Origin of the sequence: Scleromatobacter humisilvae (assembly GCF_023231945.1) — a bacterium.
Classification (GTDB): domain Bacteria; phylum Pseudomonadota; class Gammaproteobacteria; order Burkholderiales; family Burkholderiaceae_C; genus Scleromatobacter; species Scleromatobacter humisilvae.
Genome location: NZ_JAJLJH010000002.1, coordinates 353,583 through 368,018, shown reverse-complemented (window position 1 = coordinate 368,018; position 14,436 = coordinate 353,583). Strand labels below are relative to the sequence as shown.

The 14,436-nt window shown below is 71.0% G+C and carries 12 protein-coding genes; 4 read left to right on the top strand and 8 right to left on the bottom strand.

Features of this window, described 5'->3' with window-relative positions; genetic code table 11:
- Positions 1-114 precede the first annotated feature (114 nt).
- The 3 genes from LPC04_RS11000 to msrA all read left to right on the top strand — a co-directional run bounded on the left by LPC04_RS11000 (position 115) and on the right by msrA (position 2,258).
- Entirely contained in the window at positions 115-1,146 is a 1,032-nt protein-coding gene (locus LPC04_RS11000; protein ID WP_275682264.1) for a hypothetical protein, read from the top strand.
- Between the two features lie 162 nt (positions 1,147-1,308).
- The gene (msrB, locus tag LPC04_RS10995) at positions 1,309-1,758 is read left to right on the top strand and encodes a peptide-methionine (R)-S-oxide reductase MsrB (RefSeq protein ID WP_275682263.1); all 450 of its coding nucleotides are present in this window, start codon (positions 1,309-1,311) and stop codon (positions 1,756-1,758) included.
- Positions 1,755-2,258: a peptide-methionine (S)-S-oxide reductase MsrA gene (gene msrA / locus LPC04_RS10990; RefSeq protein WP_275682262.1), complete on the top strand. Its 504-nt coding sequence runs from the start codon at positions 1,755-1,757 to the stop codon at positions 2,256-2,258. The genes msrB and msrA overlap by 4 nt, the downstream gene beginning before the upstream one ends.
- Before the next feature lie 34 nt (positions 2,259-2,292).
- Here msrA and LPC04_RS10985 read toward each other — a convergent pair whose 3' ends face one another.
- The 6 genes from LPC04_RS10985 to LPC04_RS10960 form a co-directional block, all read right to left on the bottom strand.
- Positions 2,293-3,480, bottom strand: a complete 1,188-nt coding sequence (locus tag LPC04_RS10985; RefSeq protein WP_275682261.1) for a vWA domain-containing protein — start codon at positions 3,478-3,480, stop codon at positions 2,293-2,295.
- Positions 3,477-5,909, bottom strand: a complete 2,433-nt coding sequence (locus LPC04_RS10980) for a DUF5682 family protein (protein WP_275682260.1) — start codon at positions 5,907-5,909, stop codon at positions 3,477-3,479. The genes LPC04_RS10985 and LPC04_RS10980 overlap by 4 nt, the downstream gene beginning before the upstream one ends.
- Positions 5,910-5,926: 17 nt before the next feature.
- Positions 5,927-7,018 carry an ATP-binding protein gene (locus LPC04_RS10975; protein WP_275682259.1) on the bottom strand — a complete coding sequence of 364 codons (1,092 nt, stop codon included), beginning with the start codon at positions 7,016-7,018 and terminating at the stop codon, positions 5,927-5,929.
- Positions 7,019-7,028: 10 nt separating this feature from the next.
- Positions 7,029-8,642: a DUF5691 domain-containing protein gene (locus LPC04_RS10970; protein ID WP_275682258.1), complete on the bottom strand. Its 1,614-nt coding sequence runs from the start codon at positions 8,640-8,642 to the stop codon at positions 7,029-7,031.
- Positions 8,642-9,994 carry an SWIM zinc finger family protein gene (locus tag LPC04_RS10965; protein ID WP_275682257.1) on the bottom strand — a complete coding sequence of 451 codons (1,353 nt, stop codon included), beginning with the start codon at positions 9,992-9,994 and terminating at the stop codon, positions 8,642-8,644. The genes LPC04_RS10970 and LPC04_RS10965 overlap by 1 nt, the downstream gene beginning before the upstream one ends.
- Positions 9,995-10,102: 108 nt before the next feature.
- Positions 10,103-11,008, bottom strand: coding sequence for a LysR family transcriptional regulator (locus tag LPC04_RS10960; RefSeq protein ID WP_275682256.1), 906 nt, complete (start codon positions 11,006-11,008; stop codon positions 10,103-10,105).
- 94 nt (positions 11,009-11,102) lie between these two features.
- Between LPC04_RS10960 and LPC04_RS10955 the strand changes: the two genes are divergently transcribed.
- Positions 11,103-11,987, top strand: coding sequence for an aldo/keto reductase family oxidoreductase (locus LPC04_RS10955; RefSeq protein ID WP_275682255.1), 885 nt, complete (start codon positions 11,103-11,105; stop codon positions 11,985-11,987).
- A gap of 160 nt (positions 11,988-12,147) precedes the next feature.
- Here the strand turns inward: LPC04_RS10955 and LPC04_RS10950 are convergent, their stop codons facing one another.
- Positions 12,148-12,738, bottom strand: coding sequence for a YdeI/OmpD-associated family protein (locus tag LPC04_RS10950; RefSeq protein ID WP_275682254.1), 591 nt, complete (start codon positions 12,736-12,738; stop codon positions 12,148-12,150).
- Between the two features lie 155 nt (positions 12,739-12,893).
- Positions 12,894-14,396: an exosortase/archaeosortase family protein gene (locus LPC04_RS10945; protein WP_275682253.1), complete on the bottom strand. Its 1,503-nt coding sequence runs from the start codon at positions 14,394-14,396 to the stop codon at positions 12,894-12,896.
- Between the last annotated feature and the right edge of the window lie 40 nt (positions 14,397-14,436).

Here is a 14,436-nt window from a genome sequence, read left to right as displayed (position 1 = left end):
GGATTCGTGTAAGAGATCACTGGCCTCGACGACCAACGGAGGCTGCGGCCAGCACCGGCCGCGGCGCGCGGATGCCGGGCGGCATCGCGCAGTTCACCTCCAGGAGAGACAACGATGATCGAACGAATCCTGACGGCCGCTGCGGCCGCCGTCCTGCTGATGGGCGCCGCGACGGCGGCGTCCGCCGAAGGCGCGCTCGTGCTCGCCGCATCGAACGCGACGACCAACGAGCTGCTCGTGCTCGACACCGTCGGCAATGTCCTCAGGCGCATCCCGACGCAGGGCCAGGGCGGCGTCTCGGGCAACGCCGGCGGCATCGCGGCCAGCCATGACCGCGTCGCGGTCGTCAACTTCGGGTCGTCCAACGTGTCGATCTTCGAACGCGACGAGGGCGGCCGTCGTTTCCGCCTGGAGCGCGTGATCCCGACCCTCGGCAGCCCGGTCAGCGTCGCCTTCGGCAACGACCACCTCTACGTGTTGACGACGACCCACGTCGAGTCGCACCGTGCCGGCCCGTTCGGCGTGGTCCCGCAGGTCGACGGCCAGGCGCAGCTGCTGCACGGCGACGCCACCGCCGCGCAGGTAGGCGTGATCAAGGGCGAGCTGATCTTCACCGAGAAGAGCAACGCGATCGAGAGCGTGCGGCTGTCGGGAGACGGTGCGGTCGCCGGCAGCGCGAGCCTTGTCGCCAACATCCCGGCCAACGTCAACGCGCCCTTCGGGCTGGCCGCGCGCGGCGACGAGGCCTACGTGACGATCGCCCATGCCGACGAGATCAGCCTGGTGCGCAACAACACGGTGCTCGCCGTCACGCCGTCGGGCACGCAGCATGCGCCGTGCTGGGTCGCGCTCGACGGGCCGTTCCTGTTCTCGGCGAACTCGCCCAGCCAGTCGGTCTCGCGCTACGCCGTCTACGGCCAGAAGATGGTGCAGGACGCGGCCGTCGTCACGACCTTCGTCGGCAACCCGACCGACATCGTCTACCGCAACGGGTTCGCCGCCGTGATCGACGCGGCTGCCGGGATCTCGCGCGTGTCGGTGTTCAAGGTCGACCAGGACGGCAACTTCGCGCCGCAGGGCGTGGCCACGCTGAGCAGCGCGGCGACCAACGGCCTGGCCATCGTCGACGCGGACGACTGGCGCTGAGGGCTTGTGCGCCGTGGGCGGCGGCATGTCGGATGCCGGCGTACCATCGGCGCTCCGCGCGCATGGCCGCGCGCGAGCGTGACGCGCGACCCGCGCGAGCTCGACTTGAGTTGGAGCGCCCCGGCCCTACATGGAAGGGACGTTCTTGATGGAGAAACGAAGATGCCCGAGTACAGGAAGACCCCCGAGGCGCTGGCCAAGCTGACGCCCATCCAACGCCACGTGACGCAGGACAGCGGCACCGAGCGCCCCGGCACCGGAGAGCTGCTGGACAACAAGGCGGCGGGCATCTACGTCGACATCGTGTCCGGCGAGCCGCTGTTCGCGTCGTCCGACAAGTTCGAGTCGGGCTGCGGCTGGCCCAGCTTCACCAAGCCGATCGCGCCCGCGTTCGTCGACGAGTTCCGCGACGTCACGCACGGCATGATCCGCACCGAGGTGCGTTCGCACCATGGCGACAGCCACCTCGGCCACGTGTTCGAGGACGGCCCGCGCGACCGCGGCGGCCTGCGCTACTGCATCAACTCGGCGTCGCTGCGCTTCGTGCCGCGCGAGCAGATGGAGGAGCAGGGCTATGGCGAATACCTGAACCAGGTGGAGGACGTGCAATGACGACGGAACGCGCAGTGCTTGCAGGCGGCTGCTTCTGGGGCATGCAGGACCTGATCCGCAAGATGCCCGGCGTCAAGGAGACGCTGGTCGGCTACACCGGCGGCGACGTGCCCAACGCGACCTATCGCAACCACGGCACGCACGCCGAGGGCATCGAGATCCGCTTCGACCCGGCCGTGCTCAGCTATCGCGACCTGCTGGAGTTCTTCTTCCAGATCCACGATCCGAGCACGAAGAACCGCCAGGGCAACGACAAGGGCACCAGCTACCGCTCGGCGATCTACTACACGTCCGACGAGCAGAAGCGCGTCGCCGAGGAGACGATCCGCGACGTCGACGCCTCGGGCCTGTGGCCGGGCAAGGTCGTGACCGAGCTCGAGCCGGCGGGGCCGTTCTGGGAGGCCGAGGCCGAGCACCAGGACTATCTCGAGCTGTTCCCCAACGGCTACACCTGCCACTTCCCGCGGCCGGGCTGGAAGCTGCCGAAGCGGCAGAAGTGACGCGGGGCGGCGCGGCGCGCGGGCGCTGCGCCGTTCAACGGGCCGCCGGGCTGTTGACCATGCCGTTCGCGGCGGCCCATTGCGCGACGTCGTCGCGCCGGATCGCCGCCGCCATCAGCGCCGGGAAGGCGTCGGGCGTGCAGGCGAAGGATGGCATGCCCAGCGTCGCCAGCTTGGCGGCCAGGGCGTGGTCGTAGGCCGGCCGGCCCTCGTCGCTCAGCGCCAGCAGCGTGATGCACTGGACGCCGCTCTCGACGAGTGTCGCGGCGCGGCGCAGCAGGTTGGCTTCCACGCCGCCTTCGTAGAGGTCCGAGATCAGCACGAAGATCGTGTTGCGCGGCTCGCGGATGAGCGTCTGGCAATAGCCGACGGCGCCGTTGATGTCGGTGCCGCCGCCGAGCTGCACGCCGAACAGCAGCTCCACGGGATCATGGAGCTGCTCGGACATGTCGACGACCTTCGTGTCGAAGACGACCAGCTTCGTCGACACCGCCGGCAGCGTCGCCATCACCGCGCCGAAGATGCTGGCGTATACCACCGAGTTGGCCATCGAGCCGCTCTGGTCGATGCACAGGATGATCTCGCGCTGCGGCCTGCGCGCCTTGCGGCCGTAGCCGTGCAGCGTCTCGGGGACGACCGTGCGGTACTCGGGCTGCCAGTGCTTCAGGTTGGCGCGGATCGTGCGGTGCCAGTCGATCTCCGCGTGGCGCGGGCGCCGGTTGCGGCGGCTGCGATCGAGCGCGCCGCTGATGGCCGAGCGCATCGGTTCCTCGAGCCGCTTCATCAGGTCGTCGACGACCTGCCTGACGACCATGCGCGCCGTGTCCTTGGTGCTGGCCGGGATCACGCGTGACAGCGCGATGAGGCTGGCGACGAGGTGGACGTCGGGCTGGGCGCTGCGCAGCATCTCGGGCTGCAGCAGCATCTCGCGCAGGTTCAGCCTCTGCAGCGCGTCGTGCTGCATCACCTGCACGACGGAACTGGGGAAGTACTTGCGGATGTCGCCGAGCCAGCGCGCGACGCTGGGCTGCGAGCCGCCCCGGCCGCCGCGGCGGCTGGTGCCTGCCAGTCCGCCGGCGTTGCCTTGCGAGTCGTAGAGCGCGGTCAGGGCCTGGTCCATCTCGATGGCCGTCCCGGCCAGCGGGCCGCAGGCCTGTTCGGCCTCGTTGCCGATCACCAGGCGCCAGCGCGCCAATCGTTCGCGCTCGGGGATCGAACTCATGCGGCGTCTCCGTTCGAGGCGGCTGCGGGCAGGCCCAGCAGCGTCCGCAGCAAGGGCAGGGGCAGGGCGGCGCGGTCGGTGTCCCAGGCGCCGAACACGTCGTCGCCCGTGCCACCCGGCGCGGCGGCCTGCGCCGGGCCGGCCTTCTGGCGCGCCTTGTGCGACAGGTCGTGCAACTCGCTCGCCGCGAAGGCCGAGAACGTGCGGCGCACCAGCGGCAGCACGCGGATGAAATGCTCGTCGCTCAGTGCGGAGAGCCAGTCGTCCACCAGCGACCAGACGGTGGCGTCGTGCAGCAGGACGACCGCGTTGCGATTCAGGAATCCCTCGAGCCAGGCCGCCGCATGCGCCGGTTCGGCGCCGGCCGACAGGTTGAGCGACATGGCTTGCGCGGCGGCGTCGTTCGTCCACTCGCCGGCGTCGAGCAGCAGGCGCGTCGCAACGCCCTTGAGCAGGTCGTGCGCGCCGACCTGCCCGGCCACCTGGCCCAGCGCGCGGCGCCAGGCGTGCGTCGCCGCCTCGCCGTCGCGCAGCGCGATCGCCGCATGGGCCGACAGCACCACGCCGCGCAAGGCCTCGGCCGCGCTGTCGTCCAGGCCCCCGCAGGCCACGGGCAGGCCGATGGCGGCGCGCAGCGCGAGGCCGTCCAGCACGTGCGAGACCAGCGCGGCGTCTGTCTGGCGCACGTTGCCGTAGCGAAAGACGTTGGCCAGCGGCGGCAGCGTCGCGAGCAGTTGCGCGGCGTCGCCGGTGAGCGCGGCGCGATCCTCGAGGGCCTTCGTCGCGGTGGCCACGGCGAGGTCGAGGTCGGCGAGCAGGGCTTGGTCGACCAGCGCGGACAGCTCCGCCAGGCTGCCGGCCTCCGCGCAGCGGGCCTGCGTGCGCGCGGTGGCCGCCTGTTCGACGGTCTGGCCCCACAGGCTGGCCTCGATCAGGCGCAGCGCGAACTCGGGCTGCCATTGCAGCGTCCAGATCTCGTGGAAGGTGCCGCGCGCCGAACGGCCCACCTTGGCGACGCTGCCCCAGGGCACGTCGAGCAGCGCCAGGCGGTGCAGCAGGTGGCTGCGCGCGAGGTCGTTGTCGCCGCGCAGGTCGAGGTCGAGCGACTTCTGCGCGGCCTCGGGCTTGAGCCGCAGGCGCTTCTGCAGCCCCTCGAGGTCGCGTTGCAGCGGCACGGTGGGCACCGACGGCGGCACGGCGCCGAGCTGGTCGCCGACGACCAGCGCGTCGCGTATGAAGTGCAGCGCGGCGTCGTCGCCCAGCGTCAGCACCGTGCGGCTGGCCTCGTCGAGCTCGGTCAGCCCGGGCGCGGGACGTTCGCGCAGCGCGGCCAGCGTCTCGGCCAGGCGGGTGGCCTCGATCAGGTGGGCCGACGAGCAATCGAGATCGCGCTCGCGCATCAGGCGCGCGACGCGCGCGAGCCAGCCGACGGCGCGCTGGCCGGGGCGCTCGTGCGTGTTCCACAGGTGCTCGTACCAGCCGGGCGAGGCGATGCCGGCACCGTAGCCGCTGGCACGCGTGAGATGGCGGTATGTCCACGGCACCCAGGTCGACTGCACCTTGACCTTGGGCAGGCCCTTGAGCAGCGCGGCGTCGGCCTTGGCCGTGACGCTCGCGCGCAGCGCCGGCAGGTGCCAGGCGCCGCAGACGACCGCGATGCGCTCGAAGCCTTCCTTCTGCGCCGCGCGCACGCACTGGCGCATGTACGCCTCGCGCAGGGCCTCGCGCTGCGCGGCCTCGGGCGTCGGGTGGCGGTCGCCGAGTTCGGCGCGCAGCGACGTCATCGCCGTGGCGATGGCCTCGAACAGCTCGGTGCCGTCGGCGCGTTCCTCCACCATGTGGTTCCACCACGACTCGCCGTCGTCGTAGCCCGCGGCGCGCGCCAGCCAGGTGAGCGGGTCACGGTGCTCGAGCGGCTCGTCGGCCTCGGGGACGATCGCTTCGTCGACGTCGGCCGCCGCGGCCGGTTCGACCTCGACGGGCGGCGCGGCCTGCGCCGCCTCGGCCGCGGCCTGGCGCGCCTCGCGGGCCGCCTTCTCGAACGCCAGTTCGTGCGCCAGCGGCAGGTCGATGAAGCGCGCCGGCGCGCCGTGGGCCGCGGCCCAGCGCAAGGCCTGCCACTCCGGCGAAAAGGTGGCGAACGGATGGTAGACGGCCAGCCTGGGCTCGTCGGGGCAGTAGCCGAGCAGGGCGACCGGCGGCACCATGGCGTCGTCCAGCACGAGCGCGAGCAGGTCGTCGGACTCGGGCGGCCCTTCGATGAGCACGCAGTCCGGCCGCAGCTCGTCGAACGCGCGCACCAGGCTGCGCGCGCAGCCCGGGCCGTGATGGCGGATGCCGAAGAAGTGCGTCGCCGGCGCGCGGCGGCGTTCCACCGGGGCCTCGGCCGAGGTCGCGGGCGGCGCGACGGCGTCGTCGTGGTCGCTCATGCGGGAACCGCGCGCCGTCAGTTCATCTCGCGGAAGGCGCGGTACAGATCCTTCCAGTCGTCACGCTCCTTGACGACCGTCTCCAGGTACTCGTTCCACACCACCTGGTCCTGCACCGGATCCTTGATCACGGCGCCGATGAGGCCGGACGCCATGTCGTGCGGGCGAAGCACGCCGTCGCCGAAGTGTCCGGCGAGCGCCATGCCGCTGTTGATCACCGAGATCGCCTCGGCGGTGGACAGCGTCGAGCTGGGCGACTTCACCTGCGTCTTGCCGTCGGCCGTCTTGCCGCTGCGCAGTTCGCGGAAGATCTGCACGATGCGCCTGACCTCCTTCAGCGCCGGCGGCTCCGCCGGCAGCTGCAGCGCCGCGCCCATCTCGGCGACGCGCTTGACGACGATCGCGATCTCGTCGTCCTCGCTGGCCGGCACCGGCAGCACCACCGTGTTGAAGCGGCGCTTGAGCGCGGCCGAGAGCTCGTTGACGCCCTTGTCGCGGTTGTTGGCCGTGGCGATGACGCTGAAGCCGCGCACGGCCTGCACCTCGGAGGCCAGCTCCGGGATCGGCAGCGTCTTCTCGGACAGCACCGTGATCAGGCTGTCCTGCACGTCGGCCGGAATGCGGGTGAGCTCTTCGACGCGCGCGATCTTGCCCAGGCGCATCGCGTTCATCATCGGGCTGGGCACCAGCGCCTTTTCGGACGGTCCGTTGGCCAGCAGCTGAGCGTAGTTCCAGCCGTAGCGCAACTGCTCCTCGCTGGTGCCGGCGGTGCCCTGGATCAGCATGGTGGAATCGCCGCTGATCGCCGCGGCCAAGTGCTCGGACACCCACGACTTGGCCGTGCCCGGCACGCCGTACAGCAGCAGCGCGCGGTCGGTCGCGAGCGTGGCGACGGCGATCTCCATCAGGCGCGCATCGCCGATGTACTTGGCGCTCAGCTCGAAGCCGTTATCCAGCTTGCCGCCCATCAGGTAGTGCACGACGGCCCAGGGCGACAACGCCCAGTTGGCCGGGCGCACGCGGGTGTCGTGGCGACGCAGTTCGGCCAGTTCCTCGGCGAACTGATGTTCGGCGTGCTGGCGCATCACGGAGGGGGAAGGTGCGGTCATGGTGTGGGCCTCAGGGGAGATGGGCGTCGAGGGCGCGGCGCGCCTGGATGATCTGGCGGCCCTCGTGGCGGGCGCGGCTCACGGCGGCGGATTCGGCCGGCTGTGCGGGCCAGTCGTCGAAATCGGCGAGCAGCGCGAGCGGCAGCACGCTGCACAGGTCGGGCAGGGTGCGGCCGACGGCGTCCTGCGCGTGCACGATCGGGTCCTGGGCGGCCGGGATGTCGGCGGTCGGTCGCAGCGCGAGGGACTGCTTCACCCGCCGGATGATCAGGCTGGACAGGCGCGGCGACAGTGTCTCGCCGGGTCGGCAACTCGCGACGACGGTGAAGATGGTGGGCACCAGCGGCGCGTCGGCCGACTTGAGCTGCGCCTCGAACCAGCGCTCGCGCCCCTCCGGCGAGACGACCCGCAGCACCAGCTCGCGGTCGCCCAGCACGGCGCGCGGGCCGGCGTTCTTCGTCCAGTCGTCCAGCAGCGCCTCGGCCCACGCTCGATCCGGCGCGCGGCGCAGCACGTCGCGCCAGGCCAGCCAGAGAGCCTGCGCCCAGTCGCTGCCGTCGGCCCAGGCCGCAAGCTGTTTCGGCTCCAGGCCGGTGTGCCCCGTCCACCACGCGAGCGGCACCTGCCTCGCCAGCTGGTACAACCACCAGGCGCGCTCGCCCATGTTGGCGATGCCCACGGCCGGCTCGACCTGGTCGGCCTTCCAGTCGTCGGCCGCCTCGGTGGGAGGCTCGATGATCCAGCGGCGGCCGGTGAGCAACGAGCCGCGAGACATCAGCGCCGCGATGCGTTCGCCGGCGCGACGCGGGTGGGCGGCCTCGGGCAGGCGGAGCAGCAGCTCGAGGGCCTCGGCGCGCACGTCCTGGCTGCGGTCGGCGCGCAGCTGATCGAGCAGCGGCTCGTCGGCCATGCCCAGGCCGACCGACAGGCCGCGTGCCAGCTCGGCACGCTCCTTGGCGGGCAACTCAGGCAACGCGGCGACGAGACGCTCGCGCGCCGCGCGCGGGTCGCGCGCGCGTTCGCTCGCGAGAAACGCCTTGCGCTGTTCGAGCGTGCCCTCGACCCATTGGCGCGGATCGTCGTCGTCGCGCGTGGCGACGCCGGCAGCGAACGCCCAGTCCTCGCGTTGCCGTGCCAGCCACACGCCGCGCTCGCCCAGCAGCGGCTGGATCGTCGCGCGCAAGGCCAGCGACTGGCGCGCGAGTTCGAGCGCGAGCGGCAACAGCGCGTGCGGCAGGCGCAGGCCGGCCTTGGCGAAGCGCAGGAAGAAGTCCTGCTTGAGTCGATCCGGGCCTTCGCGCAGGGCCCAGCCGAACCAGTGTGCGATGGCCGGATCGTCGGCGACGGGCTGCGAGTCGTGCGCCGCCGGCCCGACTGGCTCGCGCGCGCACGCCTGCGGTCGCGCGCCCGCGAGGCCGCAGACCGCCAGCACGCCCGCGACGCGCAGGACGTCGGCGGCCGCCTGGTCGATGCCGGAGGCCTCGGTGCCGGGCCGTGCCACGTCGGCGAGCGCCGCGATCGTGGCGCCGATCTCGCCGGGCCAGCGAGGCAACGGCGCCGAATGGCGATCGGTGCCGACCATCGCCACCGGCAGCAGCGCCGACCAGGCCGAGGCGTCCTGCATCACGCGGCCTCCTTGATCCAGGCGGGTCGGCCGCCGTCCGTCCAGGCGGTCAGCGGCTGGATGGCGGCGCCGTCCCATTCGCCCGCGAGCGTGACCGACGCACCGCCCGTGCAGGCCAGCAGGCGCCACAGCTCGGCATCGCCCAGTCGCAACGGCCACGCCACGTCGGCCTGGCGCAACCAGGGCCGGCCATCGGTGACCTCGACGACGACATCGCGCAGCAGCAACGGATGCAGCGCGATCCAGGGGCAGGCCGCCACGCGTTCCGCCACCTGCCGCCAGGGCGCCTCGGGCGACGACGCACCCGGCGTGCGTTGCAGGAGGTCGCCGGCCTCGCGAGCGTCCGATGCTTCGCCCCGCTCGAGTGCCAGGGCCCGCAACGGACTGGCGCCCGGAAAGAATGCCAGCGTTGCGTCGATCGCCGTGCCCGAGAACCAGAATTGATCGAAGCCTCGGCCTGCGAAGGCGTGGTCCAGCAACCACCCGGCACGTCCGCTTCGCGTGCCGTGCAGCCAGGCCCGGCGTTCAGTCAGCTTGTTGGCGCGCTCCTCGGTGACGCTGCCGAGAACGAGCCAGCGGTCGGCGACGCGCTCGCCGGTCGCCGACACCTCCGCCTGGTCGTGCGGCCAGCCGGCCAGCGTGCGCAGGTCGGCCTGCTGTTCGGGCGAGAGCGTGTCGCGGCGGCTGAGTGCATCGCAGGCCAGTTGCAGCAGGCCGAGGCCTTGCAGCGTGCGCTCGGGCCAGCGTTCGTCGCGGCGCACGCCGGCCGCGGTTTCCTGCAGGCGGGCGCCCAGGCCCGGTGCCTGCGCGTCGACCATGCGGGCCGACATCGTGGCCCAGGTCTTGAGCACGGCGGCGTCGAGCGAGCCGATGCCGCGCGCGAGCTGGTCGGCGAGGAAGCGTTGCAGGTCCAGCGCGGCGCCCTCGATGCGCTTCCAGCGCTGGGCTTCGCGCTTCGCCGCGGCCTGCGGGTCGACCGGCGCCGCGGCCTGTTCGGCCCGCTGGGTCTCCTTCTTCTGCGCCTTCTCGCCGCGCGAGGCCAGCCATTCGCCGACCCACGCCGGCGGCTGGCCATCGACGAAACGTGGCGCGTGCTCCACACGCAGCATGAGCAGCGCCAGCCCGTGCTTGCACGGGAACTTGCGGCTCGGACACGAGCAGCGGAACGCCGGCCCCGACAGGTCGACCTGCGTCTGGTACGGCTTGGAGCCGCTGCCCTGGCACTCGCCCCAGGCCGCGGACTCGTTCGCGCCGAGCAGTGGCCATTTGGCGGGCACCACGAGGCCGCGCGCCGCCTTGGCGGATGCGTCGTCGGGCGCAAGTGCGGTCACTTCCTCCACGGTCAGCGTCATGCTGGCGTGTCTCCCTGGTTTCCTTGTGCTGCCAGTCTACGAGACGTTCGTGACGAGCCCGGCGCGCGCTTACCGGGATTTCCACCCATTCGGCGCCGGGCGACCCGCTCAGTCCGCTTCGTTGCGGCTGATGAAGTCGATGAACGCGCGCAGCGGCGCGGGCATGTAGCGCCGGCTCGGGTAGTACAGGAAGGGCCCGGTGAACGGGCGCCACCAGTCCTGCAGGATGGGCTCGAGCGCGCCGCTGTCGAAGTGCGGCTGCAACCACGCCTCGAACAGGTGGACGACGCCGCTGCCGCCGATCGCCGCGTCGACCGCCAGATCGGTGGCCGTGCCGATGCGCACGGTGAGCGGGCCGGTCGGCTCGATCTTGACGACCTCGCCGTCGCGCTCGAACTCCCACGCCGGCGTCGCGCCGCTGGGGAAGCGTCCGCACATGCAGGCGTGTTGGAGCAGCTCGCGCGGGTGCGCGGGGCGGCCGTGGCGGGCGAGGTAGGCGGGCGACGCGGCCGTCGCGGCGCGTTGCTGGCGCGGGCCAATCGGGATCGCGATCATGTCCTGCTCGAGGCGCTCCTCGTAGCGGATGCCCGCGTCGCAGCCGGCGGCCAGCATGTCCACGAAGCTTTCCTCGGCGATGACGTCGAGGCGGATGTCGGGATAGGCGGCGAGAAAGGCCGGCACGATGCGCGGCAGCACGAGCCGCACGGCGCTGACGGGCACGTTCAGCCGCAACGTGCCCGCGGGACGGTCGCGGAAGCCGTTGACGACGTCCAGCGCGGCCTCGACCTCGTCGAGCGCCGGGCCCAGCCGTTCGAGCAGCCGGGTGCCGGCCTCCGTGGGAGCGACGCTGCGCGTGGTGCGGTTGAGCAGGCGCACCGCCAGGCGGCTCTCGAGGCGGCGCACGGCCTCGCTGAGGCTGGAGGCGCTGCTGCCCGTCGCGCGCGCGGCCTCGCGAAACCCGCCGGCCCGCACGACGGCCACCAGGGCATGGAGATCTCCCAGGTCGGCCGCCATTGTTCGCCTTTCCGCACAACCCGTATCGATTGCGCCATCTTATCGTGCAGGCACGGGCTGGCTACATTGGCTTCCAACACGAAAGGAACTCCCCATGATCGACATCGGCAAGGCCGGCACGTTCGCCCTCGGCGCCCGCAAGGTCAAGCGCATCGGCTACGGCGCGATGCAGCTCGCCGGCCCGGGCGTCTTCGGGCCGCCCAAGGATCGCGCGGCCGCGCTCGCGGTGCTGCGCGAGGCGGTGGAGCAGGGCGTCGACCACATCGACACCAGCGATTTCTACGGGCCGCACGTCACCAACCAGATCATCCGCGAGGCGCTGCATCCGTACCGCGACGACCTGGTCATCGTGACCAAGATCAGCGCGCGGCGCGACGACAAGGGCGGCTGGCACCCGGCGATGTCGGCCGCCGAATTGACGCAGGCCGTGCATGCCAACCTGCGCAACCTCGGCCTGGACGTGCTCGAGGTCGTCAACCTGCGCAGCATGCTGGACGTGCACGGGCCGAAGGAAGGCTCGCTCGAGGAGCCGCTGACGGCGGTCGCCGAGCTGCAGCGACAGGGGTTGATCAGGCACGTCGGCCTCAGCAACGTCACGAGCAGGCAGGTGGCCGATGGCCGCAAGATCTGTCCCATCGTCTGCGTGCAGAACATGTACAACCTGGCGAACCGCGAGGACGACGCGCTGGTGGCCGAGCTGGCGCGCGAAGGCATCCCCTACGTGCCGTTCTTCCCGCTGGGCGGATTCACGCCGCTGCAGTCGAAGACGTTGTCGGCCGTCGCGCGGCGCCTGGGCGCGACGACCATGCAGGTGGCGCTCGCCTGGCTGCTGCAGCGCTCGCCCAACCTGCTGCTGATCCCGGGCACGTCCTCGGTGGCCCATCTGCGCGAGAACCTGGCCTCGGTCGATGTGCAGTTGTCGCCGGACGTGGTTGCCGAACTCGATGGCATCGCGCAGGGCGGGGCGCCTGCGCACTGACGCGCGAAAAAAAAAGCCTGGCGCTGGGCCAGGCTCGGAATCCTCCGTGAACAGTCGCTGAAATCACGAGGCTCGGGATCTGCAACTTGATCAGGCTGCGATCTGGAACGGACTCTAGGCCGCCGCAGGCTCATGGCGTGAGCCCGCGCGGGATCGCGCATCAGCGATCGTTCATGCCCATGCCATCGAGGATCAGCGGGATCGCCTTCTCGACGCGCGCCTCCCGCGTCGCCGATTGCTTGGCGCCCGTGAAATAGAGGTGGTATTGCCGCTGCCGACCCGGCGTCAGCTTGAGAAAGGCTTCCCGCAACGCGGAGTTCCGGTCAAGCCTGTCCTGGAATTCCTTCGGATAGACCAGATCCGAACTCTTCTTGAACGCCACCTTCAATCCCGACTTCTCGACCTCCACGGCCTGCTTGACGAAGCCCTTGATCGCCTTCTCGAGCTTGCCGATCTCGCCGACCGACGTGAATCGCATCTGCCTCTGCGACTGCGAGTTCTCGCCGGGCTGGACGAGCAGGCCCTTGGTATCCTTCAGCAAGGCGCCTTTCATGAACAGCAGCGTGCAAGTCTCCTTCAGCGGCATGATCAGGACGATGTTCGCGCCCTCATGGATGTAGGTGGGCTTGGCCCATTTCAGCTGTTCGGTGAGGTCGCAGTCCAGGAGGATGGCGCGCAGCCTGGCGCGCTCGTCGTGCCAGGTGCGGGCGTTCGCGAACCAGGCGTCGATGTCGGCGGTCTTGGGGCTCATGGGCGGGTGCTCGTCGGAGGCGGTGCGGCAACGCGCCGACTCTACCGCTTACTTCGCAGCGGAGTCGTGGGCTACCCACAGCGCGGTGGAGGCATAGCGTGGCTTGTACTGCGCATAATGTGCGTTATGTCAAATCACACTTCACCGTCAGCCCTTCAACGCCTCATCCCGCAAAGCAACCGCAACGCCCCCGCCGCCTCGCCATCGCTCAGTCCATCCCCGTCCACGACCAGCATCACCGAACGCTGCGGATCGGCGAGTCCCTGGAGCCTGCTCCAGGCCTGCGCGGCGCGTATCCGCAGGACGGAGTCGGTCATCAGGACGGCGTCGCAGTATGCCGTCTCCATGTCGCGCCGTTCTTCGACTTGCGTGCCCTGAAGGATGGCCCGGCCGTAGGTGACGCATCCGTGCGAATCGCACTGGATCACCCGCCTCGTCTGCATGTCGTGCCAGCGGCCGGACGGACCGACGGGCATTTGCCAGCGCGGCAGCTTGGCCTCAGGCGACAGGGTCTCGACGACCGAGGCCCGGATCTCCAGCCTGTCTCGGCGGTAGATCGCGGCGGACGTGGCCGTGGCGTGAACGGCATCGATTGTCCAGCGCAGGCCTGCATCGGTGCGGGCCGCGCCCGCCAAGGTTGCCGGCAACGGCAGCATGGCCTGCGGGCCGGGGCGATCCCTGTCGGCCGAGGCGGCTCCCAACGCCTGTCCCGTCGCGGTCAAGGCCCAGACCGTCAGCGGGACGGACAGGCCAGTCAGCATGGGCGCGAATCGATCGCGGCGACGAACCGCAGACTGCAGCGCGCCCGCTGGCAACGGCGAGGCCGCATCGCCTCGCAGGCGGGCCAGCGCGAACAACATGAGCACGAGCACCGCCAACACCGACAGCCACTGGATCTCGGCATGCGCCGTCAGGTTCATCTGTGAACCGCGCGCCCAGTCGATCCACACGATCGCGACGACCCGCACCAGGTTGGATGCAACACCGACAAGGGCTGCGAGGACGGCGAGCGACAGGACCTTCCAGATCGACCGGTACAGCAGCGTCCCGAAGAAGAATCCGAGGAACATCGACAGCGTCACCGAAGCCAGGCCCGAGCACTCGTCGATGACGATGTAGTGCTGGGCGCCGATCGCGACCTCGTAGCCATCGACGCGATGCGGCATCCCGGCGACGACGGCGAAGAGGTCGATGCCTCTCAGGGTGAGGTTCCGCAGCACCGGCTGCAGCACGTCGGCGGAAGGCACCATCAGGAACAGCAGCGCGAGCGTCGCGAAGCACTCGCGATACAGATGCCGGCCCAGTGCGCTGCGAGCGATGCCATGAAACGCGATCACCAGGGCCAGTTGCTGCACCACGGCGATGTGCATCAGGTCGCTGAGCCACCAGAGCATCGCGGCCGGCACGGTGGCCCACAGGCCGCGGAGATCGGGTGCCGCGCGATTTGCGCGCACGCGCTGGCTCAGGCCATGGAGCACCGCCGGCACGACCAGCCAGCACCACTGGAAGGCAGAATCGTCGCGCCAGGTGCGCGCGAGTTCCTCGCAGGTCGGCGCCATGACGAGCGCCGCGATGCCGCAGCCGACGGCGGCGTAGGCAGCGACCCGGCGATCGCCCTCGCCCGTCGTGCGCTGGACGCCAGCGTCGACGGAGGTCATGAGGCGAAGAAAAAGGCCGGCGCACTGGACTCCAGTGCCC

What these genes read in the sequence shown, in the direction of transcription:
- LPC04_RS11000 (WP_275682264.1), top strand. Translation starts at nt 115, where the DNA reads ATGATCGAACGAATCCTGACGGCCGCTGCGGCCGCCGTCCTGCTGATG.
- msrB (WP_275682263.1), top strand. Translation starts at nt 1,309, where the DNA reads ATGCCCGAGTACAGGAAGACCCCCGAGGCGCTGGCCAAGCTGACGCCC.
- msrA (WP_275682262.1), top strand. Translation starts at nt 1,755, where the DNA reads ATGACGACGGAACGCGCAGTGCTTGCAGGCGGCTGCTTCTGGGGCATG.
- LPC04_RS10985 (WP_275682261.1), bottom strand. Translation starts at nt 3,480, where the DNA reads ATGAGTTCGATCCCCGAGCGCGAACGATTGGCGCGCTGGCGCCTGGTG.
- LPC04_RS10980 (WP_275682260.1), bottom strand. Translation starts at nt 5,909, where the DNA reads ATGAGCGACCACGACGACGCCGTCGCGCCGCCCGCGACCTCGGCCGAG.
- LPC04_RS10975 (WP_275682259.1), bottom strand. Translation starts at nt 7,018, where the DNA reads ATGACCGCACCTTCCCCCTCCGTGATGCGCCAGCACGCCGAACATCAG.
- LPC04_RS10970 (WP_275682258.1), bottom strand. Translation starts at nt 8,642, where the DNA reads ATGCAGGACGCCTCGGCCTGGTCGGCGCTGCTGCCGGTGGCGATGGTC.
- LPC04_RS10965 (WP_275682257.1), bottom strand. Translation starts at nt 9,994, where the DNA reads ATGACGCTGACCGTGGAGGAAGTGACCGCACTTGCGCCCGACGACGCA.
- LPC04_RS10960 (WP_275682256.1), bottom strand. Translation starts at nt 11,008, where the DNA reads ATGGCGGCCGACCTGGGAGATCTCCATGCCCTGGTGGCCGTCGTGCGG.
- LPC04_RS10955 (WP_275682255.1), top strand. Translation starts at nt 11,103, where the DNA reads ATGATCGACATCGGCAAGGCCGGCACGTTCGCCCTCGGCGCCCGCAAG.
- LPC04_RS10950 (WP_275682254.1), bottom strand. Translation starts at nt 12,738, where the DNA reads ATGAGCCCCAAGACCGCCGACATCGACGCCTGGTTCGCGAACGCCCGC.
- LPC04_RS10945 (WP_275682253.1), bottom strand. Translation starts at nt 14,396, where the DNA reads ATGACCTCCGTCGACGCTGGCGTCCAGCGCACGACGGGCGAGGGCGAT.